This is a genomic window from Paenibacillus sp. EZ-K15 (genome assembly GCF_002573715.1).
Classification (GTDB): Bacteria; Bacillota; Bacilli; order Paenibacillales; family Paenibacillaceae; genus Paenibacillus_AQ.
Genome location: NZ_PDHM01000005.1, coordinates 255,647 through 281,732, shown reverse-complemented (window position 1 = coordinate 281,732; position 26,086 = coordinate 255,647). Strand labels below are relative to the sequence as shown.

General features: G+C 49.4%; 24 protein-coding genes, 1 tRNA gene and 1 riboswitch. Of the genes, 5 read left to right on the top strand and 20 right to left on the bottom strand.

Annotation, left to right across the window (positions count from 1 at the left end):
* Window positions 1-324: 324 nt before the first annotated feature.
* From CRG97_RS03545 to CRG97_RS03535, 3 genes are all read right to left on the bottom strand, one after another.
* Window positions 325-876 carry a GrpB family protein gene (locus CRG97_RS03545; RefSeq protein ID WP_098741782.1) on the bottom strand — a complete coding sequence of 184 codons (552 nt, stop codon included), beginning with the start codon at window positions 874-876 and terminating at the stop codon, window positions 325-327.
* Window positions 877-1,282: 406 nt separating this feature from the next.
* Window positions 1,283-1,354 (bottom strand) — tRNA-Thr (locus CRG97_RS03540).
* A gap of 108 nt (window positions 1,355-1,462) precedes the next feature.
* Entirely contained in the window at window positions 1,463-1,768 is a 306-nt protein-coding gene (locus tag CRG97_RS03535) for an MTH1187 family thiamine-binding protein (protein ID WP_076322239.1), read from the bottom strand.
* A 368-nt stretch (window positions 1,769-2,136) separates the two neighbouring features.
* Window positions 2,137-2,369: riboswitch (cobalamin riboswitch) on the top strand.
* Between the two features lie 194 nt (window positions 2,370-2,563).
* On the opposite strand from CRG97_RS03535, the gene CRG97_RS03530 reads away from it, so the two are divergent.
* Together CRG97_RS03530 and CRG97_RS03525 are read left to right on the top strand one after the other, a co-directional pair.
* A complete protein-coding gene (locus tag CRG97_RS03530; protein WP_098741781.1) occupies window positions 2,564-4,897 on the top strand; it encodes a ribonucleoside-diphosphate reductase subunit alpha in 2,334 nt (777 codons plus the stop codon).
* Between the two features lie 600 nt (window positions 4,898-5,497).
* Window positions 5,498-6,529: a ribonucleotide-diphosphate reductase subunit beta gene (locus tag CRG97_RS03525; RefSeq protein ID WP_098741780.1), complete on the top strand. Its 1,032-nt coding sequence runs from the start codon at window positions 5,498-5,500 to the stop codon at window positions 6,527-6,529.
* Window positions 6,530-6,734: 205 nt separating this feature from the next.
* On the opposite strand, the gene CRG97_RS03520 is transcribed toward CRG97_RS03525, so the two are convergent.
* From CRG97_RS03520 to ssuE, 14 genes are all read right to left on the bottom strand, one after another.
* Window positions 6,735-8,189 (bottom strand): MDR family MFS transporter, encoded by a 1,455-nt coding sequence (locus CRG97_RS03520; RefSeq protein ID WP_098741779.1) that lies wholly within the window; start codon window positions 8,187-8,189, stop codon window positions 6,735-6,737.
* 220 nt (window positions 8,190-8,409) lie between these two features.
* Window positions 8,410-8,880 carry a DinB family protein gene (locus CRG97_RS03510; RefSeq protein WP_098741778.1) on the bottom strand — a complete coding sequence of 157 codons (471 nt, stop codon included), beginning with the start codon at window positions 8,878-8,880 and terminating at the stop codon, window positions 8,410-8,412.
* A 51-nt stretch (window positions 8,881-8,931) separates the two neighbouring features.
* Complete coding sequence (locus CRG97_RS03505; RefSeq protein ID WP_237566274.1) at window positions 8,932-9,558, bottom strand: ThuA domain-containing protein; 627 nt, start codon at window positions 9,556-9,558, stop codon at window positions 8,932-8,934.
* Window positions 9,559-9,796: 238 nt separating this feature from the next.
* Window positions 9,797-10,198, bottom strand: a complete 402-nt coding sequence (locus CRG97_RS03495) for an Rrf2 family transcriptional regulator (protein WP_053490127.1) — start codon at window positions 10,196-10,198, stop codon at window positions 9,797-9,799.
* 323 nt (window positions 10,199-10,521) lie between these two features.
* A complete protein-coding gene (locus tag CRG97_RS03490) occupies window positions 10,522-11,130 on the bottom strand; it encodes a TetR/AcrR family transcriptional regulator (RefSeq protein WP_098741777.1) in 609 nt (202 codons plus the stop codon).
* Window positions 11,057-11,998 carry a CPBP family intramembrane glutamic endopeptidase gene (locus tag CRG97_RS03485; protein ID WP_098741776.1) on the bottom strand — a complete coding sequence of 314 codons (942 nt, stop codon included), beginning with the start codon at window positions 11,996-11,998 and terminating at the stop codon, window positions 11,057-11,059. Before CRG97_RS03485 ends, CRG97_RS03490 begins: the two co-directional genes overlap by 74 nt.
* 208 nt (window positions 11,999-12,206) lie before the next feature.
* Entirely contained in the window at window positions 12,207-13,148 is a 942-nt protein-coding gene (locus CRG97_RS03480) for a GNAT family N-acetyltransferase (RefSeq protein WP_098741775.1), read from the bottom strand.
* Window positions 13,149-13,280: 132 nt separating this feature from the next.
* On the bottom strand, window positions 13,281-13,415 hold the full coding sequence (locus CRG97_RS33970) for a hypothetical protein (RefSeq protein ID WP_272914349.1): 135 nt from the start codon (window positions 13,413-13,415) through the stop codon (window positions 13,281-13,283).
* A gap of 164 nt (window positions 13,416-13,579) precedes the next feature.
* Window positions 13,580-14,377 carry a DUF817 domain-containing protein gene (locus tag CRG97_RS03475; protein WP_098741774.1) on the bottom strand — a complete coding sequence of 266 codons (798 nt, stop codon included), beginning with the start codon at window positions 14,375-14,377 and terminating at the stop codon, window positions 13,580-13,582.
* A gap of 310 nt (window positions 14,378-14,687) precedes the next feature.
* Window positions 14,688-16,106: an MDR family MFS transporter gene (locus CRG97_RS03470; RefSeq protein WP_098741773.1), complete on the bottom strand. Its 1,419-nt coding sequence runs from the start codon at window positions 16,104-16,106 to the stop codon at window positions 14,688-14,690.
* A gap of 82 nt (window positions 16,107-16,188) precedes the next feature.
* Window positions 16,189-16,614 (bottom strand): MarR family winged helix-turn-helix transcriptional regulator, encoded by a 426-nt coding sequence (locus CRG97_RS03465; RefSeq protein ID WP_237566273.1) that lies wholly within the window; start codon window positions 16,612-16,614, stop codon window positions 16,189-16,191.
* Window positions 16,615-16,936: 322 nt separating this feature from the next.
* Entirely contained in the window at window positions 16,937-17,704 is a 768-nt protein-coding gene (locus CRG97_RS03460) for an AAA family ATPase (protein ID WP_237566272.1), read from the bottom strand.
* Between the two features lie 286 nt (window positions 17,705-17,990).
* Window positions 17,991-18,581, bottom strand: a complete 591-nt coding sequence (locus CRG97_RS03455; RefSeq protein WP_098741771.1) for a P-loop nucleotide/nucleoside kinase family protein — start codon at window positions 18,579-18,581, stop codon at window positions 17,991-17,993.
* A gap of 60 nt (window positions 18,582-18,641) precedes the next feature.
* Window positions 18,642-19,187: an NADPH-dependent FMN reductase gene (gene ssuE / locus CRG97_RS03450; RefSeq protein ID WP_098741770.1), complete on the bottom strand. Its 546-nt coding sequence runs from the start codon at window positions 19,185-19,187 to the stop codon at window positions 18,642-18,644.
* 549 nt (window positions 19,188-19,736) lie between these two features.
* Between ssuE and CRG97_RS03440 the strand changes: the two genes are divergently transcribed.
* On the top strand, window positions 19,737-20,645 hold the full coding sequence (locus tag CRG97_RS03440) for an SDR family oxidoreductase (protein ID WP_098741769.1): 909 nt from the start codon (window positions 19,737-19,739) through the stop codon (window positions 20,643-20,645).
* A 56-nt stretch (window positions 20,646-20,701) separates the two neighbouring features.
* A complete protein-coding gene (locus tag CRG97_RS03435; protein WP_098741768.1) occupies window positions 20,702-21,157 on the top strand; it encodes a hypothetical protein in 456 nt (151 codons plus the stop codon).
* 67 nt (window positions 21,158-21,224) lie between these two features.
* On the opposite strand, the gene CRG97_RS03430 is transcribed toward CRG97_RS03435, so the two are convergent.
* Both CRG97_RS03430 and CRG97_RS03425 read right to left on the bottom strand, forming a co-directional pair.
* Entirely contained in the window at window positions 21,225-22,973 is a 1,749-nt protein-coding gene (locus CRG97_RS03430; protein WP_098741767.1) for an NAD(P)H-hydrate dehydratase, read from the bottom strand.
* Window positions 22,974-23,039: 66 nt separating this feature from the next.
* Window positions 23,040-23,672 carry an NAD(P)-dependent oxidoreductase gene (locus CRG97_RS03425; protein WP_098741766.1) on the bottom strand — a complete coding sequence of 211 codons (633 nt, stop codon included), beginning with the start codon at window positions 23,670-23,672 and terminating at the stop codon, window positions 23,040-23,042.
* Between the two features lie 364 nt (window positions 23,673-24,036).
* On the opposite strand from CRG97_RS03425, the gene CRG97_RS03420 reads away from it, so the two are divergent.
* On the top strand, window positions 24,037-24,927 hold the full coding sequence (locus CRG97_RS03420; protein WP_098741765.1) for a hypothetical protein: 891 nt from the start codon (window positions 24,037-24,039) through the stop codon (window positions 24,925-24,927).
* Between the two features lie 391 nt (window positions 24,928-25,318).
* Here the strand turns inward: CRG97_RS03420 and CRG97_RS03415 are convergent, their stop codons facing one another.
* Window positions 25,319-26,071 carry a MerR family transcriptional regulator gene (locus CRG97_RS03415; protein ID WP_098741764.1) on the bottom strand — a complete coding sequence of 251 codons (753 nt, stop codon included), beginning with the start codon at window positions 26,069-26,071 and terminating at the stop codon, window positions 25,319-25,321.
* Window positions 26,072-26,086: the final 15 nt, after the last annotated feature.

The following is a 26,086-nucleotide window of genomic DNA, read 5'->3' as shown; positions in this document are numbered from 1 at the left end:
CAAAATAGGAATTAAGTTTTCATGAAGTTAGAGACACGCTCGATGAGTTAATGAGTCGTAGGTTACAAATTAGCTGGAGGAATTGCTTCAAGTAAAGAATTATTTAGTGTTATCCCCTTAGGCAGGGGCAGGGGCCCCACTTCAGAGTTGAAATATCTCATCTTTGTCTTACACAATTCCAGATAAATCGATTCCGTAGTATTTACGACTTGAAGACAAAAAGGGATGTTTATAAATAACTAAATTTTCAAAAGAGGAAGAGCCTCTATAATGACGGGACTGCCTCCCATCTGTGAGGATTCAACCGGCACTGTACTAGACGAACTAATCAACCCATACGTTTTGAAGAGGAAGTCCTCGTTCTGTTCGCGCCAAGTCAACAACACGTTGGATAAAGTCGGTTTTTGCCCGCGTATAACCTTCAGGATCTGAAGGATATTCTTCAGCCAACGTTCGTTTTAGTTCCCCGTACTCTATTACGAAATCGGGATGGGCCCTAAGGTAATCGCGAAATAGTAATTCATTTCTTTCGTAAAATCCTTCAAGTGGAAAGATATGCAAATGATGCGTACGTATTCCTGCGTGTTCTTTTGCGAAGAAGTGTCGCCCGGTCTTGAAGGCTCCAATATAACGATAGCCTGAATTGCTAAGCAGATTTTCATAGATTTGTTTATCAAGCAAAGTATGAACTGCAGCGGAAATATCGATAATAGGCTTTGCGCCTTGATTGGGTATTGAAGTACTGCCGGTATGTTCAATGGCAGCGATGTGTGGGGCCAATATTCCAAGCAATCGCTCTTTCTCTTTCTCAAATTCCATAGACCAGTCAGAACTGTAGGGAACTACGTTGACTAAATAATGTTGTTGGGCGGACATTCTTTCACTCTCCTTTTTTTCTATTTCAAGATAGAATGTACAAAAAATGTGATGAAGATACTACCATTTCATGTTTGTTTTGTCAATGTCGCAAATGATCGCCTTGGCGACGAAGGGACCCTAAAATTGTCCAGGAGAGACTCGGTCATAGTTCAATTAATATTACCCTAGAACATATTCAAATGTTCTCCCCAACCTTCAGGAAGCTGTCCTGAATAATATTGGCGATTCTATACTCGGCAAGGAATTTGACGCTTTGATCGAGAACAAAAGTGATCCTATCGACGGTGAAAATAACACTTCATCAGATTAAAGGGTAGAAAAATGGTAGAAGAACGGAATAAATAACAAGAATGGCCCGGTTCCCGAATGCCGGAAAACCGCGCCATTATTGACTTTATGAAGATGCTGGTGAAGGGAATTGAACCCCCGACCTACGCATTACGAGTGCGTTGCTCTACCCCTGAGCTACACCAGCAAATGTGGTTCGATGATATTCCTCACGAAACAACAAAAATTATTATAATACTTCAGCAGCAAAATGCAAGTCCTATTCTTACGGAAATATCCTCCGTAACTGGCGGCATTACCCGCCTAATTTCTCCTGCACGGACTGGATCTTCTGTTTGCTCGAGGAGACTTGATCCCTGCGGTCGTCGATCTTCACGGAAGTCGATACGCGCTTCGCACCGGACAGAAAAGGTGCTTCATGCAAAGCCTCGATCGCCCGCCAGATCATGTTAAGCTCTCCCTCGATGATGGTGCTCATCGAAGTTAGCTCATAGGATATTCCATCCTGTTGTTTCAATATACGCTGCATCTCGGCAACATAAGAACTCAAGCTCGTTGTTGCGGTTCCGATCGGAATCACCGTTACCTCCGCTATAGCCATCTTGAATACCTCCCTCGTTGCATCTCATTTATATGGAATGCTTCCGAATGCGTTAAACTCCCGGATACAGTTATCATATCAATGCTGACCCTCCATATCAAAGTCCGTCTGTCTGTAACTTCATACAAGATATGGTGTATCTTCCTCGTTTCGTCCGTACGAATATATCCTATTTTGTCAAAACGATAATATACGTGGTATCTGCGCAGAAAAGGTCGCATTTGGTCACAATTCAGGAAATGTTATGGCCTTTTGGCAGTTTCTTAACTGGCACAATGGCCGCTCGTTTGCTATAATTCTTTTTGCGTTCAATTTTAAGAATATAGTTTACAAACACAATATATTGGGTTAAATTAGATTAACAACAACCAAATATAGTGTATGTAGGTGCCGGATCAACCTATAAGGCAGTCCGGCTTAATAGGGAAGCATGGTGTAAATCCATCACGGTCCCGCCACTGTAAGGGCCTAAGGCTGTTTATGATCTATCAGCCATCCACATACGACATATGCCACCGAGGAACCGGATCAAGGTCTCAGGGGAGGCAATGCCGAGGGAAGTAGCTCAAGTCAGGAGACCTGCCTATATGCAGCAGACACCAACCTACGGGGTTTTAGGTAAGTGTTCGTTAAGCTTGCGTCTGTACATAACATCATGCCCATTCATGGGCTTATGGCAAACGTCATTTTCGAATCACAGCGCACGGACATTTTCAAGCCTGCCCGCGGGTTTTAGAAAATGTTTTTTTGATGTCCTTTTTCATATTTCCCCCGAAGAAAGCGAGGAATTTATTCATGCCCCAGCTCGTAGTTAAACCGAACAACCGTCAGCTCGCCTTTGATGAAATTCGTCTCTCCGTCTATGCCGACCGGACTCTAAAAGGATTGGACATGCTCGATAAAGAGCGCCTGCTTCGCGGCGTCAATGCCAAATTGCGCGGTGAGCAAGTTACCGGCGAAGAAATCAGCAACGCCTTCACGATGTCCGCCCTTGAGCTTGTAACCAAAGAGGAGCCGGATTGGAAGTTTGCAGCTGCGCGTTCGTTTCTGACCTCTTTATATAAAAAAGCGGCCACCAACCGCCGATACAAAGCATACCCGGAAGAACCATACGGTGCCTTCTACCCGCTCATTACAGAGCTTGTACAGAAAGGCATTTATCGCGAGGATCTTCTGACCAGCTACACCAAAGAACAAATCGAAGAACTCGGCGAATGCATCGATCCAAGCCGCGACCTGCTGTTTGATTACATCGGGCTGTTGACACTGGCTGAGCGTTACCTGGCAAACGACTTTGACGGTCGCGTCATGGAACTTCCGCAAGAACGGTACATGGTCATCGCGATGTTCCTCATGCACAACGAGCCAGCTGACAAGCGTCTTGACCTTGTCAAAGAAGCCTACTGGGCCATGAGTAACCTGTATATGACGGCCGCTACGCCGACCATGTCTAACGCAGGTAAAAAAGTAGCCGGCCAGCTTTCCAGCTGCTTCATCGATACCGTGGACGACTCCCTGGAAGGAATCTTCGATTCCAATACGGATATCGCCCGTCTCAGCAAAATGGGCGGCGGCATCGGGGTTTACCTCGGTAAAGTTCGTGCACGCGGCTCTGACATTCGCGGTCACAAAAACACCAGCTCCGGCGTTATCCCTTGGATTCGCCAGTTGAACAACACCGCTGTTAGCGTTGACCAATTGGGAACTCGTAAAGGCGCTATCGCGGTTTACCTGGATGTGTTCCACAAAGACATTCTGTCCTTCCTGGACCTGAAGCTGAACAACGGTGACGAGCGCATGAGAGCACATGACGTGTTCCACGGCGTATGTCTGCCTGACCTGTTCATGGAAGCTGTAGAAGCACGTGAAGAGTGGAGCCTGTTCTGTCCACATGAAGTGAAGAAAATCATGGGCTGGAAAGACGAGAACGGCCGTCCCCTGGGCCTGGAAGACTTCTATGATCAAGGACAAGGCGAAGGTGAATTCCGTCAAAAGTATGCTGAAGCCGTGGCGAGCCCGCTGCTGCCGCGTATTACGGTACAGGCCATCGACATTATGAAGCGCATCATGAAATCCCAGCTTGAAACGGGTACACCGTATATGTTCTACCGCGACACGGTCAACCGTGCGAACCCGAACTCTGCACATGGCATGATCTACTCTTCCAACCTGTGCACCGAGATCATGCAGAACCAATCTCCGACGGTCGTTGAGCAAGAGGAGCTGGTTACGAAAGACGGCCAAACCCGGATCGTAATTTCCAAAATTCCTGGCGATTTCGTTGTCTGCAACCTGAACTCCATTCACTTGGCTCGTGCTGTACCTGCTGGTGTGCTGGAGCGTCTCGTTCCGATCCAGGTTCGCATGCTGGATAACGTTATCGACATTAACAATATTGAAGTTCTGCAAGCTCAATATACCAACAGCCAATACCGTGCGGTCGGTCTCGGCACCTTCGGTCTGCACCACTTGTTGGCGCTGGAAGGCATCCGCTGGGAATCCGACGAAGCCGTTGCATATAATGACAACCTGTATGAGCACATCAACTACCTGCTCGTTAAATCCAGCATGGAGTTGGCCAAGGAAAAAGGCCACTATCCGAAATTCAAAGGCTCCGACTGGGAGAGCGGCGAGTACTTCACGTTCCGCGGTTACACCGACGGCGAGCATGAAGGCAAGTTCGTAACCACCGAACAATGGCGCGAATTGCAGCAAGAAGTACAAGAAAGCGGCGTCCGTAACGCATGGCTGTTTGCCATCGCGCCGAACGGCTCCACATCGATCATCGCGGGTTCCACGGCGAGCATCGATCCATTGTACGAACTTCTGTCTTATGAAGAAAAAACCACTTACAAAGTGGCTAACCCGGCTCCGGATCTGTCCGAAAAAACGATCTGGTACTATAAAACGGCTTTCTTGATCGACCAGCATTGGTCCATCAAAATGGCTGCCGCCCGTCAGCGTCACGTTGACCAAGCGCAAAGCTTTAACCTGTACGTCCGCCCTGATATCCGGGCTTCGGAATTCCTGGAGCTGCACCTGCATGCCTGGAAAGCCGGCATCAAGTCCACTTATTATGTACGCAGCCGTGCGCTGACGATTGAAGAGTGCGAGTCGTGCGCAAGCTAACCTTTAATTTCGAACCCACCCAAACCCTCCCTTCCAAGGGAGGGCCCCAAGGGCTCTGCCCTCTGGACACCCGCAAGGTGCTTAGGTTCTGAATGAGGCGCTTCTACGTTACTTTAGTGGTTAGGAGCGCTTTCTCCCTTCGGGAACGCTGGAATTTAGTGCGGAGGCTATTTAGTTACTTCTTGCGATTGGTGAGTTGCTGCCTGCTGGGATCGCTCGCCCTTTGGGAGTCGCTTCTCATGCGGCGCAGGGACTGTGAGTTACTTCGTGCGTTTGTTGAGTTACATCCTGCTAGGAGCGCTTTCCCTTCGGGAATCGCTGTAAGTTTGGTTCACATCGAACGGCTGCATGCGGGTGTTCCCGCTAAGTAGGAGTGAATATGCTATCTAATAAAAGACTACAAGGGTAAGGGTATCCAATCGGAAGAGTTTACGTCCGCCTTTGGGAGCCCTTTGCAACCTTAAAAATACATTCAGGCAAAGGGCGGACAACAGCGGCTGGAGAATGGATACCCGTCCCGTGAATATGCTGGGAGTTGTCCCTGTCCCTCAGCTTCGCCTCTGCACGCCCTACTATGATATACAAGGAGAGAAAATCGGCATGCAAATGCAAAAGATATTTAACACCGAAGCACCCAACCGCTCCACTCGCGTCATTGAAGGTGAATGCTCCGGGATCCTGAACTGGAACGATATTCGGATGCCTCATATGTATAAGCTGTACAAGGTTCTGCTACTGAACCACTGGATCGCGGACGAGATTCCGATGTCCAAGGATGCGCAGCAGTTCCCGCGCCTGGACCCTGAAGAGCAGCGCACCTTCAAGATCAACATCTCCCTGCTCGCTGTTCTAGATTCCATGCAGACGATGTTTGTCAGCGACGTGAAGCGTTACTTCACCGATTCGTCGCTCGAAGCCATCTCGGCCATCATCGGTCAACAAGAGGTGGTTCACAACCAATCCTATTCCTACGTGCTTTCCTCCATCGTATCGGATCAAGAGCAGAAGGAAATCTTCGAATACTGGAAGCATGACCCGGTACTTCTGGAACGCAACCAGTTCATCTCGAACATTTACCAGAACTTCCGTGACAATCCGTCGCCGCAATCCTTCTTCGAAGCGATGGTGGCCGACCTGATCCTGGAAGGCATCTTCTTCTACAGCACGTTTGCTTTCTTCTACAACTTGGCTCGTGATCAGAAGATGATGGCAACCAGCCAGATGATCTCCTATATTCAGCGTGACGAGAACCAGCACTGCTACTTCTTCGCCGAAGTGTTCAAGCAGCTGCTCAAGGATTTCCCTGAGCTGAACTCCAAAGAGAACATCGACTACCTGTACCGTACCATTGACCGTGCCGTCGAGCTCGAAACCAACTGGGCCCACTACACGCTCAGCAATGTGCGCGGCATCGATCTGAACGAATTGGGCGATTACATCAAGTACATCGCGAACCGTCGCATCACCATGATGGGTCTGGATAAAGCTTACGAAGGCGTGGACGTTAACTGCATGCCATGGATCAAGCCTTTCTCCGATGAAGCCCTTAACGCGACGAAGACCGACTTCTTCGAAGCCAAATCCCGTAACTACGGCAAAGTTGGCGACGACAACGGTTTTGACGATCTATAAGCTCCTCTCCATATACACAAACCTCCGTGATCCCTTAATAGGGATCACGGAGGTTTTTTATATCATATGATCGGCTGCAAAAAAATGTAATACAACAGTGTGTCATCATAGAATTTATGAAGGTGACATTTCTGTACCTGATCGGTTCCGTGCCGCTGAAACTGCTGGCCGCGCTGGTTGATTTTCAAATTTCAAACATTGAAGATTATTTCTGCTCCGCTATGTGAACACGCTTCATGAAAAGAGAAAAGACGAAACCTACAATCGCAACAACAATAGCAATATCAAAAACATGTTGTATACCTTCTGTCAAAGCAAGCGCGGCGTTAGCGGGGTCCGCCTGGTCTGCCGTTTGCTTCAGAAAGCTGCTCATGCCCATAGACATGATACTTACCGCAACCGCTATGCCGATCGCACCCGCCACCTGCTGGACCGTATTCATAATGGCGCTACCGTGCGGGTAAAGTGAAGGTGGCAATTGGTTCAGTCCATTCGCCTGCGAAGGCATCCAGACCATGGAGATCCCGATCATCAAAAAGGTGTGAAGCACAATGATTTGGGTTATTGTCGTCGTTGTCGTAATTCCTGAGAGAAACCAGAGAACGACGGATATCAAGGCCATGCCAGCGGGAACAACCCATCTCGGCCCAAATTTATCGAATATTCTGCCCATAATCGGTTGCGTGATCGCGTTCACAACCCCCCCGGTCAACAAAACAAGTCCGGCCGAAAAAGCATTAAGTCCGAGGCCTCTGATCAAGTACAAGGGCAACATAATCATGGCTGCCATCATCACCATTACGGCAATCATAAGCATAACAGTGCCAACCGTAAACATAGGCTGTTTGAATGCCCTCAAATCCATCATCGGCTGCTTCATTCGCAATTGCCGTACCGCAAATATCAAAATCGACAATATGCCGACAATCATCGGGATCACGACCTTGGGCGTTCCAAGTCCTCCTTCCCCTTCCCCTGCACTGCTAAAAGCAAATACAATTCCGCCGAAGCCAAGCGTGGATAAGATAAGCGAGTAGATATCTATTTTCGGCTTGGTAATCGTCGTTATATTTTGCATATATCGCATTCCAAACAGAAGAGAAAACGCCAAAACGGGAAGAGTCAATCCGAAAATCCAGTTCCAGCTAAGCTGCTCGATCAACAAACCGGAAAGGGTAGGTCCGACAGCAGGAGCAACCACAAGGACAAGTCCGATCAGCCCGTAGGTCGTCCCCCTCCTCTCAGGTGGAACAATGACCAGCACTGTGTGAAACATCAGCGGCAGGATAAGCGCTACGCCCGCAGCTTGAATAACCCGTGCAATCATGAGCAACTCAAATCCCGGGGAAACGGTCGCCACCGCTGTGCCGAGTAAAGCCAATAGAAGCGAAGCCGTGAACAATTGTCTGGTTGAAAACCATTGGAGAAACAACCCGGATACCGGAACCAATATGCCGAGGGTCAATAAGTAACCTGTCGTCAGCCATTGTGCCGTTGCGGCGGTGATATGAAACTGGTTGATTAAATCGCTGAGCACTACATTTAAAGCTGTCTCGTTAAACATCCCAATAAATCCGCTTAATAGTAAGGAAATCATGATTGGAATAACATTATATTTTTGCACCGCATTATGCTGTGCTTCTGGCGTCACTGCTTGCATATCTCCACTCTCCCAGTAATAATTCAATATTACAGACTTTAAAGGCATCAGTTGTCTTTAATTGGTTTAAAAAAAGAACACTACCTTTTGAATCGAGCATCCTGGTCCATAATCGAAACTGCAATCGAACAAGGAGACCGAGCCTTTAATTACATGAATAATGCCCCATTAAGGTAATATTTTCCTGATTTCGTTTGTCGAAAGTATCTCCATGAAATCACTAAGGTTTAGCGAGGTTCATTTTCGGCGGGATATACCCGAGTTGCCTGCCTATTTTTACAATTTGTCCTCTATGATGAAATTCGTGGGTGATGGTGTGCGTAAAAAGCCATAATTCGGTTAACTCTACGCTGTCACTCTGCCAGGATGCTGGAATGGTAGGATCCCATTTGTTTTTAAATTCATTCAGAAATTCATGAACCAGGGCATCCGTTTTCTTAAAAACTTCACGCATTTCCTGTACATTGTCAACGGATTCTGGTTTTATTTTGGGAAGTGATTGACCAAGGGCACGGCTCCCCAACCATACCCTATAACAATCGGCTACATGAGCATGCAGACTGCGAATAGAAACTCCGCCTAAGGTTTCAACTTCTTTAACATAATCTGTGGGGGACAACGTTTCGCAATAACAAAATAATGATTCCCTTGTGCGTCGGATCAATTCATACTGGCTTTCGAATACATCCATCTTCTCGCTCCCCTTTTGATAATAAGACACGTATGGGTTAAATTGTGGATTTCACCCCCGGGCAGCCCACATTCCGCTATTCCGAATCAGCTTACGCACGGATTCTACCTGGAAAGATGGAAGATGATGCCCCGGCATCAGATATACCACGCGACCAGAGCCATATGTATGTGCCCACGCAGCAGGCCACCGCTGGCCATCATGCACATATTCGGCAAGTATAACCACCGATTCATGCGGACTCAGCTCGAACCGAAACGGTTCTTCATCTATCGTAAAATCGCTTAAGTTCTCCACAATAGGGTGACTCCCTTGATTATATCGAATTGGCAGTGACGTATATTCCGGATGTCCCGTAACCCTGCCGCCGATTAGCTTTTCCAGCTCTTTGCTTTGCTGCAGCGAGATTCCGTTGTGGATAACTAGCAGCCCTCCGCCGTTTCTCACATAGGATATGAGCGCTTGTACCTGATCTTGGAGTATCTCCATATCCGAAAAATCCGCGTACGATATGAACAGATCATAGCCCTCCAGCTTATCCTCCTGAAGCACGGCGTAATCATCCGTACATTCAACGTCCATATGTTCAAATATGGTTTGTAATTCGTGATCAATATGCGTAAAAGGATGATATTTCGCTCCCTCGTATTGTCCAAGCGCAATTGCTTTCATATTCATAGTCTCCTCTCCTTCCCGTTTGCCAGGGTCACTCTTGTCCTTCATGCTGTTCGCCAAGGTACGCCTTTTGGTCCATCACAAGTTTCATGATGCGATCGGCAGACACATCCGGCGGCACGGCCGCTTCTTGATCCAAATCGCGGCTCATGTAGGACTGCAGCCACCCCGGTTAGTTATAAATCGATATTGTAGATTTTAAAGACACTTGTTGTCACTAATTGACTTAAAAAAAGAAGTGTCATATGACTATATTATGTTCCCGTACAAGATCCGACATTTTCTGATTTCTCAACTGTTCTTCCATTTTCTCTTCTGCCGATAACACCACCTTTTGAATCGGGCATCCTGGTCCGTGATCGAAACTACAATCGAACAAGGAGGCCGAGCCTTCAATCGCATGAATAATATCTAGGAACGAAATATTTTCCCAATTTCGTTTGAGTCGATAGCCGCCATTCACCCCCGTTATCGATTCAATCATGCCCGCCTTCACCAACTTGGTCAGTATTTTGGACAAATAGGTTGGAGACACACTTTGTCGCTCCGCCAACTGCTGTACACCTATTGGTTTTTGGGGCGTCGCCGCAGTAAGAAAGAGCATCGTATGGAGGGCATAATCGGTAGCCTTGGAGTACTTCATTCAACATCACCTCAATTAAGGACTTTGCAGATCTATAATAACTATTATGTTTCATTACGTCAAGCATAAAACATGGCTTTTTTTGGAATCTCACGAAGTTTCTTCAGGAGAAAAAGGAGCGGTTTAGAAACGACCACGTCATTGAAGACGCCACTCCGGATGAAATTCGCCAGGCAGAGCCGAAGGCTGCTAAAAAAGCTGTACCCGGATCGATGAGGGAAGTGCATAGTGGATCGCTTGGGTGAAGAAAGCCTACGATGCACACCTATCGATCATCGATTGTCCGAGCAATGAGTGTTTTTCAGCAAGTGTGTTCTCTTTTTTCAGTTGGGATCATCCATCGATATTCCCTTTAAAAGGAGCTTGATCGCATTGACATGCAGGGCTGCATATTCGTCCCCGCTTAATTTTGGCATCGTTAGGCAGAGCTGCGTTGCTCCAGCTAATGCGGACATCACACCAAAACTCAACGTTTCGATATCTTCATTAATAAAAACGCCTTGCTCGATCCCTTTTTGCAGCACTTGTCTAATCGCACGATAGGCTACGTCTGTGATCTCTCTCAATGTAGCCAATGCTTCGGATTCGCTTGAAAGAGTTTTAGCATACTCTTCGAGTGCTTGGATTAAGGGACTTTCACAATCTCGTCCGAATAAATCAGCCATTTCAAGCAACTGTTCGCTGGGAGACGTGGATTGCTCGGCCGAACGAAGCCACTTTTGTGACATGTCTTCGGCATGCTGGGTAAGCAATTGGAGAAAGAGTACCTCTTTATTTTTAAAATGATGATACAAATTGCCTTTACTCATCTGTGTCGATACACATAAATCGTCCATTGTAGCTCGATCATAACCTTTTTCAATAAATAATAACTTGGCATGGTTCAATATAATCGTTTTTGCTTCTTCTGCTGGCAATCGCCTTCTGGTCATAAGCTCCTCCCGGAACCTTAGAACGGTTCCTTTTATGCTTGAAAAATTGAAAAGCACCATATGAGATAACAATAGCAAAAACCATAGAAAATGCAAACGGCATATCTAGCGTGTGGCGGTATACAATATTTTGCAGCCCCATGTTTTCCAGCGTCGATGATCCATATCCCCAAATGGATGTATTAAAAATGTTCGTGGCAAAATGGATCCCGATGGGAGCAGCCAGACCATTGGTGTGGTAGGCAACGATTCCCAGAAAGAATGCCCCCAGCAGGTAATACAACGGTCCAAAAATCCCGTAGTTTAGCATTTCGGGGTTAACACCATGGATCAGGGCAAAAATTAGGGAAGTGATGAAAATGGACCAGAATACACCGCCTCTTAATGATCTAAACATACGGTACATATAACCTCGGAACAAAATCTCTTCAGCAGCACTTTGAACCAAAATCAAAGGAGCGGTAACAATGAGTACACCTAACCATGGAAGCGGGTCAAAATGAAGCGTAAAAGCTTGAGGATGCACGACGATATCGACAAGCAAATACAAAATAAGCGCCATAAAATACCACAAGAAATAAATCGCAAACTTTCGGAAATCGGGCCTTTTACCTTCAAACAAAAATGTTCTAAAACGAATTTTGAAGAAATATTTGGTGACAAGGAAGATGCCGAGAATAAGGAATAAAAAAGACAAATAGAGTGTGATTAAACTTGGTAACCCTGAGCGAGTAGCGGGAATCAAAGCATTAACAAGATTTAACCATAATAAAGTGCCGCCTTGCCAAATTATAAAAATGACGATGAACCCTGCTACAGATTTGAAGCTGAATGGTATCGGCGGTTGAAGGCCATATTTTTTTTCCATGTCATGCACCCATCTCTCATTGTAATTACCGACTAAATAGTCGGTAATTACAATATACATACCCAATATATGTCTGTCAACAATGAACAAAGATTTTGACGCTTGTTATCGCTTGGTTGACTATAAAAACCATCGCTTCTTTGCTTGATCAGCAGCTAATTTTGTTGAAACCAAGGAGCTGAAGATTCAATCTATCCTCCTGGTCGTTTTACCCCTTCGCTGCCCATACCTCGATCTCTACCTGAATGGACGGCATCGCCAGTGCCGGTATGTAGGCCATCGTCATAGCCGGCGCCTTCCCCCCGTGGAATTTCTCCCATACCTGGTGGAAGTGATCCCAGTCGACCTCCTGAGCTGCCCAAATGTTGATTTTGACAATATGATCCGCCGACATCGCTTCCGTTGCCAGTAACCTCTCAATGTTCGCCAAGGTATTTTCCACCTGCTGTTTCATATCTTCCGGCAAGTTCCCCTCCCTATCGGTTCCCACCTGACCGGAGAAGACCAACAGCTCAGCCCCTCTCGGAACCTTGGTTACATGGGTATAAGGCCCGATCGGCGGGGCGATACCTGGCGGATTGTACCGCTGAATTGGAGACGGCTGTTCCTCATCGGCTTCATTCAAAATAGCCAGCGTCTGATGGTCTTCCCATGTCCCGTTGATTTTCACGTTTTTCCGGGCAATGCCTTCTTTATGGAATCCAGCTTTCAAAAGCACTTGGATCGAGCCCAGGTTGTGCGGCATCACACCCGCCTCAATCCGGTGAAACTTCAATTCCTGAAAGGCAAACTTCACAATCAATTGAACCGCTTCGGTCATATAGCCCTTTCCGTTGTGGTCTTGGTCCAGAAAATAACCGATCCAGCAGCTCTGCAGATTCTCCCGCACCACTTCGGTCAGCATAATCTCGCCGATCATCTCTCCGGAGTCCTGTAATCCAATCACATAGACATACCCTTGGTCTGCCTTGCTGGCTTCCATGGCCTTTCGGATCCGCTCAAGTTGTCCCTGATGGGTGTAGAAGCTCTCTTCCCTTAAGCCCGTGAACCGCTGAAAAAAGTCCCGGTTATCCTTCTCGAGCTTCAGCAGTGCCTCTACGTCCGATTCCTCTACCGACTTGACATAAATCTGTTTCCCTTGCATGAACATGGTATCCTCTCCTTTGTTCGAATCAATTAGAAACGCAAAAAAACACCACAGCGCACCTGTGGTGTACATACCGATCTATGCAACCACAAGCAAGCGACCTGTGGTGTTTAATTCCACTGCATCCTCATTCGGTTACCGAATGGAAGGATCCTTGATCGCTGAATATCCGATTTTGGACACACTTCTCCCATTATCGGACGGATCAAAGAAAACAGCGGTGGAGTATCCCATGCCTTTTGCCAAAGACGCCAATGATCTTTTTTTCATGTGAATACTCCTCCCTTCTGCTTCGCGCGGTTCATCTGTTCCAAACATCTATGTTCATACAAAGTCTCTCGCTTTACAGCTCGAGTCGAACGTTAGCCTTCCATACCTTAATTAGCCATAGGATACCTGATTTCGCATGAATGGTCAAATCCGCTAAACTGGATTCACATGACCGTTCCCTTCGGATTGTCTTTGGCCGGTCCTCTGCCCTGCTTCAGATGCTTCAGCTGAGCCACAATGATGACGCTGATAACCACTAACAGAAACCACGAGCTGATTTTGCCAATATGCACAAGGCTCCATGTCCGCTCCTGACCCGGATAGGTCCAGGCCCCGAGAAACGTAGAAATATTCTCAGCGATCCAGATGAAAAAGCCAATCAGCAGAAACGACAGCACCAGGGGCATCCGCAAGGTTTTTCCGTCCACGTCAAAATACACCATGGTTCTGCCAAAAACCACAAATAATAATGCCGTGAGAAGCCAGCGTGCATCCCACACGTAGTGATGGGTAAAGAAATTGGCATAGATCGCTGCGCTGATCAGCACGGTCAGCACAGGCAGCGGCCAGCCGGTGATGCGTAAATTCATTCGGCGCCATGCCTGGCATATATAACTGGCTACGCTGGCGTACATAAAGCCGCTGTACAGCGGGACGCCGCCGATTTTGCTCCAGCCCTCCTCCGGGTAAGACCATGAGCCCATATGCACTTTATACAGCTCCAGCATCAAACCGATGATGTGAAAGACGCAGATAACCTTCAGCTCATCCCATGTCTCCAGCTTGCTCACCAGCATCCCGATTTGTGCCAGTACACATATGAGAAGGATGAGATCATACCGCGCCAAACCGGGAATTTCAATCACCTTGCTCAATCCCAGCGCGCCGAAGATAATCACCGGAAATATGCAGGACAAGGCCTGCTGATAACCGAAAATCCACAGCTTCCGTATAAATTCCATAAGCTCCTCCTACCACCTGCACATTCGTATACTTCACCCTACCACAGACCACGAATTCAATAAAAGAACAGCGTTGTCATAATTCGTCCAATCCATTGAAGGGTGCAAGGCAAAAAAAGAGAGCAGCCCTTCAGCTGCCCTCTCATCGGTTAACGTCCTATTTGACTATGACTTGAGGTTGTACATGACGCCAATGATGCAGTTCAACCACCCCCGTTCAATCGCTTGATACCTTTCGAGTTACCCTGTCTTGCGCTAAGCTTCAACAGCGCGAAGGATCCTCTTCTTCACATGGCCGATGAACGCCGGGTCAGAGCGCGACAGAGTGAACCGATTTTTTCTTTTTGACCCGTAACAAAAATGTAAGAGGTATGGCAATAACAGCCACCATCGTTCCGATCATAAACACATCATCAATACCCATCGTTGTTGCGGCACGCTGGGTCGAAGCCCCCGCTCCCATGTAATAGGATGTTCTGGATACCACCAGTGCGCTGAATATGCCGATCGATAATGAAGCAAGCCCTTGACGGGCCCAGTTCGTGATGGACGATGCGTGACCTGAATATTCGCTGGACACCGCGCTCATCGCTGCGTTTGTTAACGGCATATTGCATAATGCAATGCCGAGGCAGCGAACCAGCTGCAGCAAGGAAATGTACAGAACCGAGGTGTGGGTGCCGATTCCGCTGAAAGCGAGCGTGGCTGCCACAATGATGAGAACTCCCGTGATCACCAGCCGGAATGGACCGATCCGATCATAAAATTTACCGATAAGCGGCGACGCTGCTGCCATGACAATCGCGCCCGGCAGCATGATCAGGCCGGTATCCATCGGGGACAGCTTCAGCACGGTCTGCAAATAGAGCGGAACCAGCAAGGTTCCCGTATACAGGGATATCGTCACGATGCAGTTCAGGATCAAGCTGTAACGAAATCGAGGAAATTTGAATACTTTAAGCTGCAATAACGGGGATGAAATCCGCAGCTCCCACTTAATGAAGAACAGCAGCAGTAAGACTCCGGAGATGAGCAGGGACAGGGTCTTCCAGGATCCCCAGCCCCAGTCGTTACCATGGCTGAAGGAGAGCAGCAAAAGAGAACTGCCCGCCACCACCGTCAAGAATCCGAGGAAATCAAACGACTTCTTCCCGGTCAGTCGGTAAAAAGGAATGAATTTGCTTACGATGACAATCGAGATCAGGCCGATCGGAATATTTAGAATGAAAATCGATTTCCAGCCAAAATATTGCACCAGCCATCCGCCAAGTGTCGGCCCAATCACCGGTGCCAGCATGGAGGCCAGGCTCCATAGACCCATGGCATAGGCTTGCCGTTCCCGGGGGAATACCTGGTAGATGATCGTCATCGTAATCGGGATAATCATCCCGCCGAACACACCTTGCGTAATCCGGAACGCAATCAAGGTCTCGATATTCCAGGCTACGACGCATAATAGCGACGAGAGCGTAAAACCCATCAATGCCAGGACAAACAGCCTCTTATAACTGAGCTGGTCCCCCATGTAGCCTACGATGGGAGCCACAATTCCCGTTGCTAGCAGGTACCCGGCCATCAGCCATTGGGTGGTGCTCAGCGTGGTATCGAATTGCTTCATTACAACCGGAAAGGCCACGTTGATGGTGGTGATGCTGAGCACCGCCAGAAAGTTACCGAAAAAGATAGCGCTCATAATAAGCCAAAATGAAGATTTATCTTGTGTATTCACATGAAGCCTCCTATACAAAGTAACCCCGCCCGGATCTGATTAACAGAGCTGGAGGCGGGATTCGAAGAGTACAGTCCTAGGGTTATGGAAATAATTTTTTGCCAAGCAATCGCAGTAAAATATACAGGTTATCCGCCTCATCCTCATCCAGCTGCTTGAAGGATTCCATGACGGCATAATCCCCCTCGCTGCGCGCATCGAGTACAAGCTGCCGGCCTTCTGCCGTAAGATTGACATAGTGGCTTCGTCCATCACTGGGATTGGGCGTTCGAACCACCAATCCCCGCTGTCCCAGAGCGTCCACCAAATACGTGATCGTTGCAGCCTTAAGCTCCATATGCTCAGCCAACCGGTTGGGAAGCAGCGGACCCTGCTGCTCGATCAAACTTAGAATCTTATACTGATTCATCGTTAAATCGTTCTTTCTCAAGTGATTCAAAAAAGATACGACGCGATGCCTCGTCATTTTATCCGATAACTCACGGTACATATCCATGAGTCTCTCCACGCTTGCTTCTCTTCCGTTCTCCAGAGCATTTCACCTCGATCTTATTTTAGTTCAATGATTCTAACTTGTAAACACCATTTTCATGTTTTCATTTCCGTATTTCCCTTTTAATTCATGATTTATCACTAAACTAGTTAGATTATTCGAAGTTAATTGCAGGATCTGAGCCGCCATAATCTCTAAAGAAGACACCCTTCCAGAAAACCTCCCCATGGTATGCCCTTCATAACGATTCGTCTAGTCTAAATCCCCGCTGCTATACAAAAAAGGGGCCCGGTAAGGCCAACTAACGCCTTCGGAACCCTTCACACTTGATATATGGCTATTCTTCATCGTCTGCAAACAATTCATGAAGCATCGCTTCCCGGCGATTCACAAATTCCTTCGTAATCATATAATGATCCGTTTCCTCCAAGCTCGACTCTTCCACCCCTTCGGAAGTCAGCTTATAGATGACGGAATCGGGATAGGCCATAACAATCGGCGAATGCGTGGAAATAATAAACTGCGAATCTTCCTGGACCAGGTCATGGATGCGTCTGAGCAGCGCCATTTGGCGAAATGGGGACAACGCCGCTTCCGGCTCGTCCATAATATACAGGCCATTCCCCCAAAACCGGTTCAAAAAAGTGGCAAAAAACGATTCTCCATGCGATTGCTGGTGAAGCGATTTGCCGCCGTAGGAATCTTTGATGGGCGGGCCGAAGCTCCATTCGGCATCCAACCGGTCAATATTCGTCGCGACGTTATAATAGCTCTCCGCACGAAAGAAAAACCCGTCACGCGGTTTGCGTACGCCTCGAACGGTTCGTATATATTCATGAAGCTTGGAATGCGTCTCCTCGGTTGAGAACGAGAAGTTCATCGTTCCTCCTTCCGGATTAAACCCAAGGGCCGTGGCGATCGCCTCCAGCAGCGTGGATTTGCCCATACCATTCTCGCCTACGATATAAGTGACCTTCGGATGAAAATGGAGTCCGTCCAAAGCCGCAACCGCCGGCAAATTAAAAGGATATTCATGAAATGACGGGACACGATCCCTCATTAACACAACGCTTCGCAGATAGGCAAGCATAGCAGCGTTATCCAAGCGCTTCCCCTCCTTGATTTTGAAGCCTATAATTACTAGTCTACTATATAACATTCAAGCAATGGTTCCAATTCAGGATCATCGCTTGATATTTCCGAGCATAAGCATGGTAACTTTTCCTGAAGAATGGACACGAGCAGCACCTCTTTTTTTGCCATAACAGGAAGGCATTCCTTAGAGCTGTTGATGCCTCATTGATATCCAAAAAATGCGCCATCACAGGGCTCGCCGGCACCTGGAATGACGCACTTTTGTATACGATATCGAAAGCTGTTGTTCCGATATGCTATTCGCTTACGATAAATTGATAAAGCTCCTCGACCTTCTCTTCCGTCAGATCGCCGCTGTTATCGAATACCTTAATGGACGTCTGCGGAATATCCCAGTTCACTTCCGGAACGAAATCGACGCGCTTCTTGAAGTCGTCCCAATGATCCAGCTTCCACTGATCCCGCTCGGTCTGTCTGTCAACGATCCGTTCCTTCTGCAAATCCATGTCTTTGAGCGCGACCACAATGACCTTCACGTCAACGTCGCTCTTCGTTAACCCTGCCGATCCGATGACTTCTTCAATCCATTCGCGGCTCTTGAGCTCCGCGGTAAACGGAGAAATCATAAAGACATTTTGTCCGGCACTCAGGTTCTCGATGCAAATGTCCTTGGTCGTATCATATTCCAGATTGCGCAGGTTCTCTTTATAGAAGGAAGAGTCGCGATCGTTCGGATCCAGTCCGTTACTTTCCAGGAACTTCTCAACAAAGCGTCCCCCCACCGTATCACGGTCGAGAAATGCAGCCGGTATACGGACTGCAAGCTTCTTGGCTACGGTTGTCTTGCCTGTACCGGCCACGCCGACAAAAAACACTAGCTTTTGCAAATGGTATCCCTCCATATGATCTCTATCGCTTTCATATCCCTGCCGTTCACTCATGCATCCTTAAACACGTTCTGTCCGGTAACGGGTTTCCTCAATCAATTCCTCCATGGCAGAGGTCAAGCGTTCCTGAAGCACTTCTGCTACATCAAATCCGCCGTCCTCAGTACGTGCCACTTGGGCATCCACCGCGTACACGCCGCCTAGAATATGACGGGCTCCGATCGAAGAAAGCACGGGCTTAAGCGAATAATCAATCGCCAGCAGATGCGCGAGACTGCCGCCGATGAACATCGGGAGCACGATTTTGCCGGCCAATCCTTTTTGCGGAATCAGGTCTAAAAATGTTTTCAGAACGCCCGTAAACGAAGCTTTATAAACCGGACTTGCCACAATCACGGCATCAGCCTCGGCCACAAGACCGTTCGCTTTGACAATATGCTCACTCTCAAACTTGGTATGAATCAAATCCTCAGGCGGCAGCCCGGCCACGTCGATCCGGCTAACCTCGAAATTCGCAGCAGTCAATGCCTGCTCCGCATACTCCATAATCGCATTCAATCGGGATCCGGCTGTGGGACTCCCGTTAATAATAACAGCTTTCGCCATAATCATTCACCTCGGCTTATCTTATAGTGTCGCCATCTCATCCATTCATAAGATCGCTATGTAAGGTCCTCTCGACTTAGAGTCAGACGGCCTTAGCCAACATCTTTTAGAAAAGGAGGACTTTACAAAGAACCACAAAGTCTTCCATAAACAGTCGCTCTTAAATCCGACGTTTACCAACATAAATCAGAGCAAACTTGTCAGAATTAATATCATCGTATCAATGTGTCCGCGCTTTTGTCAATGCAGCAGCAACACCGGCAATTGAACCTTGGCATTTCGCGAACCACTACGCTCATTTCCTCCCCAAACTTCCTGGGTAATGTGATGATCCCGTTCATATACTTCATAGCGATACAGCGGAAGCGGCGCTGGAGCGCCATTCCGCGATCAATTCCTCGCCACTCTTCTTCATCCATTCCCAATAACGCCGATACGTAAAAGCACGACCTTTCACCTATTCTGTTCACAAACGGCACCCCGGACTAGGCGAATGCATAGAGATAAAGCATCGACGTTCAACGATAACAACCTAAAAGGAGGAATGAAATGAATCCCCAGCAGCCCGTTCCCTACGTAGGCTCCAAAACCGAATGCAAAGAACAGCCCATCGCTTTCCCTCCCCAGCATCAATACTGCCAGCCGGGCCTGGAGAGTCTAATGTCTCCGCGTCCGATCAGCGAAGATCCCGCGTACCGGGGCAGCGGTAAACTGGATGGCAAAATCGCCATTGTAACCGGGGGAGACAGCGGTATCGGCAAAGCGGCCGCCATTGCCTTCGCCAAGGAAGGTGCCGATCTGGTCATCCCATACTTATATGAGACTTCGGATGCGGAGGTGACGAAACAACGGATTGAATCGCTCGGCAGACGATGCCTCTTAATGAAGATTGATCTGCGGTACAAAAAAAACTGCGAAGCCGTAGTTAACGAAACGATAGCCTGCTTCGGCAAGCTGGATGTTCTCGTGAACAACCATGGCGTCCAGTATGTGCAGCGCAGCATCTTGGACATCACGGAAGAACAGCTCCATCACACCTATCAAACGAATATCTTTCCCTTCTTCTTCATGATCCAGGCCGCGCTGCCCCACATGAAATCCGGGGCGTCGATCATCAATACGGCCTCCATTACCGCCTATGACGGTTTAAAGGAGCTCATCGACTATTCCTCAACCAAAGGCGCCATTGTTTCCCTTACCCGATCCCTGGCCCTTTCGCTGGTCGATCAAGGCATCCGCGTCAATTCCGTCGCTCCCGGCTCAGTCTGGACGCCGCTCATCCCATCCAGCTTCTCCGCTGAAGAGGTCGCCGTATTCGGAACGAAATCACCGATGAAGCGGGCCGCACAGCCCTATGAGCTGGCACCCGCCTATGTTTACCTGGCGTCATCCATCTGCTCATCTTTTGTCACGGGTCAGGCTATTCACGTTAACGGAGGGCAGATGGTAACCAGCTAGCATGGATGCCGCAAGCATCCGAGGATTCTATGAATAACGAGCAGAGGATGTGTACAATGAACACCGGAATTCCCAAACGGTCTGCCCGGATGGACATGGGGTTTTATGCATTAAACAAGCTCGCCAGTGCCGGCATCGTTGTGCTGCTGCTGAGCCTGCTTGATTGGGTGTGGCCTTCCAGCGCTGATCAAGCTTCGGAATGGTTAGGCCTCTATATGCCGCAAGAGCACTGGGTATACGGTTACGCGCTGACCGCGTCTCTTGCAGCGGATGCCATTCTCTCGTTCCTGCCTTCCCTGCATAAGGGTAAACAAGCCGCCGTGTACGGAGCGGTCGGTTTTCTGTTCTTCGCCTTATTCACAGGCGGGAATCCGGAGCAGCTCTGGCTTCGCGCAGCAGCGGGAGCCTTGACACTGCTGCTCTTCTTGTGGGGGAAGCATACGTTCTCCAGCAATTCTCTGGCCACCCCGTTCTTTGCCTTGGCCGTTCCCCTCTTGTGCTGGGTGATCTGATTCAAGTGCCTATAGCTGCCTTCCATGCAAAAAGGGCCCTCCGAGGGCCCTTCCCTTGCTCTTCGCTTCAAAGTGCTTCAATGACATCCCCGGCGATGACCGAGGCGGGATGTCCCCGGTGCCGCGCGGCCCGCTCGCCGGCACGGCCGTGCAGCCACACGCCAAGTGCGGCTGCAGACGGACCGGCATATCCTTGCGCCAGCAGGCTGGCAATGATGCCGGTCAGCACGTCCCCGGTGCCTCCGGTCGCCATGCCGGAGGTGCCGGTTGGGTTGATGTAGGCTTGTCCGTCCGGCGAAGCCACGACGGTATGCGCCCCCTTGAGCACGAGGGTAACCCCGTGCTCGGTCGCGAACCCTGCGGCGGCACCGATCCGGTCCCGCTGCAGCTCGGCGGTGGGGATACCCAACAGCCGGGACATCTCCCCCGGATGCGGGGTCAGCACGGTTGCCGCATCGCGCGGCTTCCAGGTGCCGAAATCACCGGCTGCGGACAGCATATTCAGCGCATCAGCATCCACCACTAACGGCCCTTCCCATTCTTCCCACAAACGGCGGAGCCACCTGGCATCTCCGTCAAAGCGGCCAAGCCCCGGACCTACGGCCAGCACATCACGGGTTTTGGCGAGTTCCAGCACCTGTTCCGCAGAGGCCTCATTCCAGTAGCCACCACTCTCTTCGCCTGTGGCAGGTGCGAGCATCACCTCGGGTGCGGCTCCGCTCAGCGGCAGCACCAGGCTTGCAGGGAGCGCCCAGGTCACCAAGCCGCAGCCCGCGCGAAGCGCTGCCCGGGAAGCGAGCAGGCCTGCGCCGCTCATCGTGCGGCTGCCCCCTACGGTCAGGACGTGACCGTAGGTGCCCTTGTGTCCGTCCGGCGAGCGGTGGCGGGACACGTCCGCATCCAGCTCGGTCCGAAGGACATGCGGGGTGAGCAGATGCGTGCTAACGCCCTGCTCCCGGCACAGCGATGCCGGAATGCCGATGGCGCGAACCACCACGCGGCCAGCCGCCTCGGCGCCGGGGTACTGCACCAGGCCGCGCTTCAAGAAGGCGAGGCATACCGTCACCGCGGCCGAGATGCACGGCTCGTGCCTCGCGCCGGTATCGGCGTCCAGTCCGCTCGGAATATCCGCGGACACAATCGGCAGGCCGCTGTCATTCGCGGCCTGGATCAGCGCGGCGTAAGCGCCGCGGGGCGCGTCCGTCGCGCCCGTGCCGAGCAGCGCGTCCACGATGCCGGTGTACGCGCCGTAGTCCACGGCTTCACGGCCGTGGACCAGAGCCGGGATGCCGAGCGCTACCGCGGCATCCCGCTGCACCGCCGCCTCGCCGGCAAGCGCAGACGGCTCGGCGGCATAGAGCAGCGTGACGCGCATACCGGCGTCACGCAAATGCCGGGCGGCGACCACGCCGTCGCCGCCGTTATTGCCTTTGCCCACCAGAATGAGCCAGTGCTGCTGGGCCGCGAGCGCGGTGGGCAATCGAGCCTCTCCGTCGATGACAGGCGACGGGCGGCTCATCGCCAGAGCACGGTCATTCCCGGCGGAAGGAGCCTCCGCCACTTCCGAATGCTCCGGTAAAGAGAGCCGCTGTTCTTGCCACCCATCATCCCGTATGAATGACTGAGACTTTCCTGCGGTCACAGCACCTGCAGTGTAAAGGGAACAGCTCACTCTATCACGCTCTAGGCACAGCTTCAGAACTTCCTCGGCAATCGCTTTGCCCGCATTCTCCATCAGCGCAATCGCCGGAATACCGATTTGATGAATCGTATGGTTGTCCAATGCCCTCATCTGTTCAGACGTTACAACATACATCCAAGCTCTCCCCTTTGCTTCGATATATCCTACACAAACGTTCTGTCGACTCAGGATACCCCTCTATTAATAAGCAACAGTAAACCGGGACTGAATAAACTGCGGATCATCCAGCTCATCGATCACGGCTACCGCGAAATCTTCAACCGAAATTCGGCTGCTTCCACTCTCATCGGTCACCAGTCGATCCATGCCGATTCGGAACTGTCCGGTGCGTTTCCCCGGCTCGATGATCGCCGCCGGACTGACATACGTCCATTCCAGATCGCTTTCCTTATACAGGTCGTAAGCATCCGCATGCGCGCGGGCAAGGGGCCTGATCTCCTCCGGAAATTCGGGGGTATCCATAAGGGGTACGCCACTGTCGGCGATCAAGCTACCAGCGCCGCCAACGATCAACAGACGGGTTACGCCGCCGCGTCTCGTTCCCTCTACAATCGTGCGTGCGGCTGCAACGAGTTCCTCTTCCTGGCCGAACTTCGGACCAAAAGCGCTAATGACAGCATCATGCCCTTGAATCGCCTCTTCTAATGATGAAGGATCCATGACATCCGCTTTGACTTTCTTTAATCGTTCATGCTCTGAATCCAATCGATCCGGATTACGCAATACCGCCGTGACTTCGTGCCCCCGGCGCAGCGCTTCCTCCGTAATTCGTCTCCCGATCGTTCCGCTTGCTCCAATTAATGCTACCTTCATGTTCATCGCTCCTTCGCTTAGAAATTATACTATATCACCCCTGGTGATGAATGGCTCTTTACTGAATCTTAAGTAGTATTATAAACACCTAGTGCCGACTATAGCCGTTCCGGGCTGTCGCACCTCCTATTTACTTATCCCCATACAGACCTCTTCAAACTCCATTCATTCATTTTTCCTCAAAACAATAGACCTTTAGACCTATGTATCACAATATTATTTTCACCGATAGAATACATAGATGCATTTTTACGAATATATATATCTTGCATAATGACTTAATTCGCATTACTAAGGTTGTGTGTTTGCTGGAATTTGTCGTTTCCTATGATGTAATCGTAATGTAAAGGAGATTATCCATACAATGAAAATAAAATACGTCCACTTGCTGGCCCTCTGTCTCGCAAGCAGTCTGCTGCTAAGCAGCTTCTCCCTTCAGCCTGATGCGGCTGCAGCCGAATCCCGCCAGAAGGCAACCTGGTTCTGGGATACCCCGCAGATTCAAGATTCGGCTGACGACATTCTGAATTTTGCCGCCAGCCAAGGCGTCAATGTGCTCTATCTGCAGATGAACCGCGATGTTCGGCCCGAATATTATCGCAGCTTTATCCGCCAAGCAGGTGAACAGGGGGTCGAGGTTCATGTCCTTGGCGGCGCGCCTAACTGGGCGCTGGAAACGGAGCGTCATCGATTGGAGACGTTCATTCAATGGACCGCTGAATATCAGGCTTCCGCTGCTCCGAATGAGCGCTTCACCGGCATTCATGTCGATATCGAGCCACATGTGCTGGCCGAGTGGAAAACAAACCAAGCCTCCTTGGTAAAGCAATGGCAAGCGAGCGTCCGCTATCTGGTCCATGAAGCGCACACAATGAATCTACCCATCGGTTCCGACATGACATTCTGGCTGCACGGCTACCAGCTGCCGGATCAGTCGATGTCGATCAGTCGTTGGATGATCCAGCAGTTCGACCAGGTTGTCATTATGGCCTATCGTGATCAGGCAGATAACATTTACAGCGTCGCTGCTGCCGAGCTTAAGGAAGCCGATGAACTTGGCAAGGAAGCCCTGATTGCCGTAGAGACCAAATCGAGCAATGAGGGAGCTTACATTACCTTTTTTGAGGAAGGCACGTCCTATATGGAGGAGCAGTTGTCCAAAGTATGTATCAAAGCGGAGAAGCACCCTTCGTTCTCCGGATTCGCCATTCATGACTACAGGTACTGGAAGGCATTACATGACTCCGATCGATAACATCGCGATTATTTCATAATAGGAATAAAAAAGATGGCGTTTCAAGAGGGTGTTTCCTCTGGCGCCATCTTTATATTTTTAGATGAAGGAACTCATCCTCTCCACCCGGGTAAAGGCCTGATCGCTCTTAAACCGTCAACATGAGAAGCAGTACATAACCGACCGTCAATTTCGCACGTTGCAGCGGCGCTTTTTTTACCTGCACTTCCATCACCCCGGCCCCTCCCTCTCTTTCGATGCTACCGTCTTATTCATATACTATATGCGGCTCGGTCTCTTATGTTGCCTTGAGGAAAAATTGTTTGCCAAGAAAAAACCGATTAGCCGTGTAAACAGTAGAATACGATTTAAGCTTCCTGCATAGGAAGCAGAACCCGAGCTGCAATGCAGCTCATTCACGATCAGGATAGCGCTTCAAGACGTCCTGCAAATATTGTTCTGCTTCCATTACAAGCTGACGCTCTCCAGCGTTCCATTGATCCCGATTTCTATCGACTGCTAAGAAGGCAGCATGAATCTGTTCATCGCCATGTGTCACACGTTGAACCATCCGATGCCATTCTTGGGCCAAGGTCCTGGCTAAACGTGACTCGATCGGAACGTTTGAAGCCTTATAAGCTGCAGCTTGCAGCGATATTTTTCTGAACGTATTGTAAAAATCCAATGCCGCCTGCTCAGAGTTAAATACCTTTTGAAATAGCCGCCAGTCTTCCTCCGAAAATTCGTATTCTTTCCAAGCCGACATATCGACCTCATTCAACGAACGCATGAGATGGGCTAACAGCTCCCAGGGTACGTTGTAACCTTCTTTCATCATTTCCTTTGCGACATGCAATCCGTCAAGCTTGGCCTGGATACTCTCTTTCTGTGAATAGAGGACCGATGCCTGGTAATCTAGAATGTTCTCGATATCCTGCTCCTCGGTGCCCACGATCAATTGTTCTTTGATCTTTCTTAAAGAGAATCCGATGGCCCTATAGAACATAATCTGTTCAAGTACATATAGCTGTTTATCATAATATACTCTATGCCCCAGCTCATCTCGCTCCGCCTTAAGAATCCCTTCATTATCGTAATACTGAATGGTTCGCGGAGTTATTCCCGACAATTGACTGATTTCTTTTACGGAATATTTCCTTTCCATGAACCCATCCCTTCC

Bases quoted from the DNA above. Each gene is read 5' to 3' on its own strand.
- CRG97_RS03545 (WP_098741782.1), bottom strand. From the start codon at position 876: ATGTCCGCCCAACAACATTATTTAGTCAACGTAGTTCCCTACAGTTCT.
- CRG97_RS03535 (WP_076322239.1), bottom strand. From the start codon at position 1,768: ATGGCTATAGCGGAGGTAACGGTGATTCCGATCGGAACCGCAACAACG.
- CRG97_RS03530 (WP_098741781.1), top strand. From the start codon at position 2,564: ATGCCCCAGCTCGTAGTTAAACCGAACAACCGTCAGCTCGCCTTTGAT.
- CRG97_RS03525 (WP_098741780.1), top strand. From the start codon at position 5,498: ATGCAAATGCAAAAGATATTTAACACCGAAGCACCCAACCGCTCCACT.
- CRG97_RS03520 (WP_098741779.1), bottom strand. From the start codon at position 8,189: ATGCAAGCAGTGACGCCAGAAGCACAGCATAATGCGGTGCAAAAATAT.
- CRG97_RS03510 (WP_098741778.1), bottom strand. From the start codon at position 8,880: ATGGATGTATTCGAAAGCCAGTATGAATTGATCCGACGCACAAGGGAA.
- CRG97_RS03505 (WP_237566274.1), bottom strand. From the start codon at position 9,558: ATGAATATGAAAGCAATTGCGCTTGGACAATACGAGGGAGCGAAATAT.
- CRG97_RS03495 (WP_053490127.1), bottom strand. From the start codon at position 10,198: ATGAAGTACTCCAAGGCTACCGATTATGCCCTCCATACGATGCTCTTT.
- CRG97_RS03490 (WP_098741777.1), bottom strand. From the start codon at position 11,130: ATGACCAGAAGGCGATTGCCAGCAGAAGAAGCAAAAACGATTATATTG.
- CRG97_RS03485 (WP_098741776.1), bottom strand. From the start codon at position 11,998: ATGGAAAAAAAATATGGCCTTCAACCGCCGATACCATTCAGCTTCAAA.
- CRG97_RS03480 (WP_098741775.1), bottom strand. From the start codon at position 13,148: ATGTTCATGCAAGGGAAACAGATTTATGTCAAGTCGGTAGAGGAATCG.
- CRG97_RS33970 (WP_272914349.1), bottom strand. From the start codon at position 13,415: ATGAAAAAAAGATCATTGGCGTCTTTGGCAAAAGGCATGGGATACTCC.
- CRG97_RS03475 (WP_098741774.1), bottom strand. From the start codon at position 14,377: ATGGAATTTATACGGAAGCTGTGGATTTTCGGTTATCAGCAGGCCTTG.
- ssuE (WP_098741770.1), bottom strand. From the start codon at position 19,187: ATGGCGAAAGCTGTTATTATTAACGGGAGTCCCACAGCCGGATCCCGA.
- CRG97_RS03440 (WP_098741769.1), top strand. From the start codon at position 19,737: ATGAATCCCCAGCAGCCCGTTCCCTACGTAGGCTCCAAAACCGAATGC.
- CRG97_RS03435 (WP_098741768.1), top strand. From the start codon at position 20,702: ATGAACACCGGAATTCCCAAACGGTCTGCCCGGATGGACATGGGGTTT.
- CRG97_RS03430 (WP_098741767.1), bottom strand. From the start codon at position 22,973: ATGTATGTTGTAACGTCTGAACAGATGAGGGCATTGGACAACCATACG.
- CRG97_RS03425 (WP_098741766.1), bottom strand. From the start codon at position 23,672: ATGAAGGTAGCATTAATTGGAGCAAGCGGAACGATCGGGAGACGAATT.
- CRG97_RS03420 (WP_098741765.1), top strand. From the start codon at position 24,037: ATGAAAATAAAATACGTCCACTTGCTGGCCCTCTGTCTCGCAAGCAGT.
- CRG97_RS03415 (WP_098741764.1), bottom strand. From the start codon at position 26,071: ATGGAAAGGAAATATTCCGTAAAAGAAATCAGTCAATTGTCGGGAATA.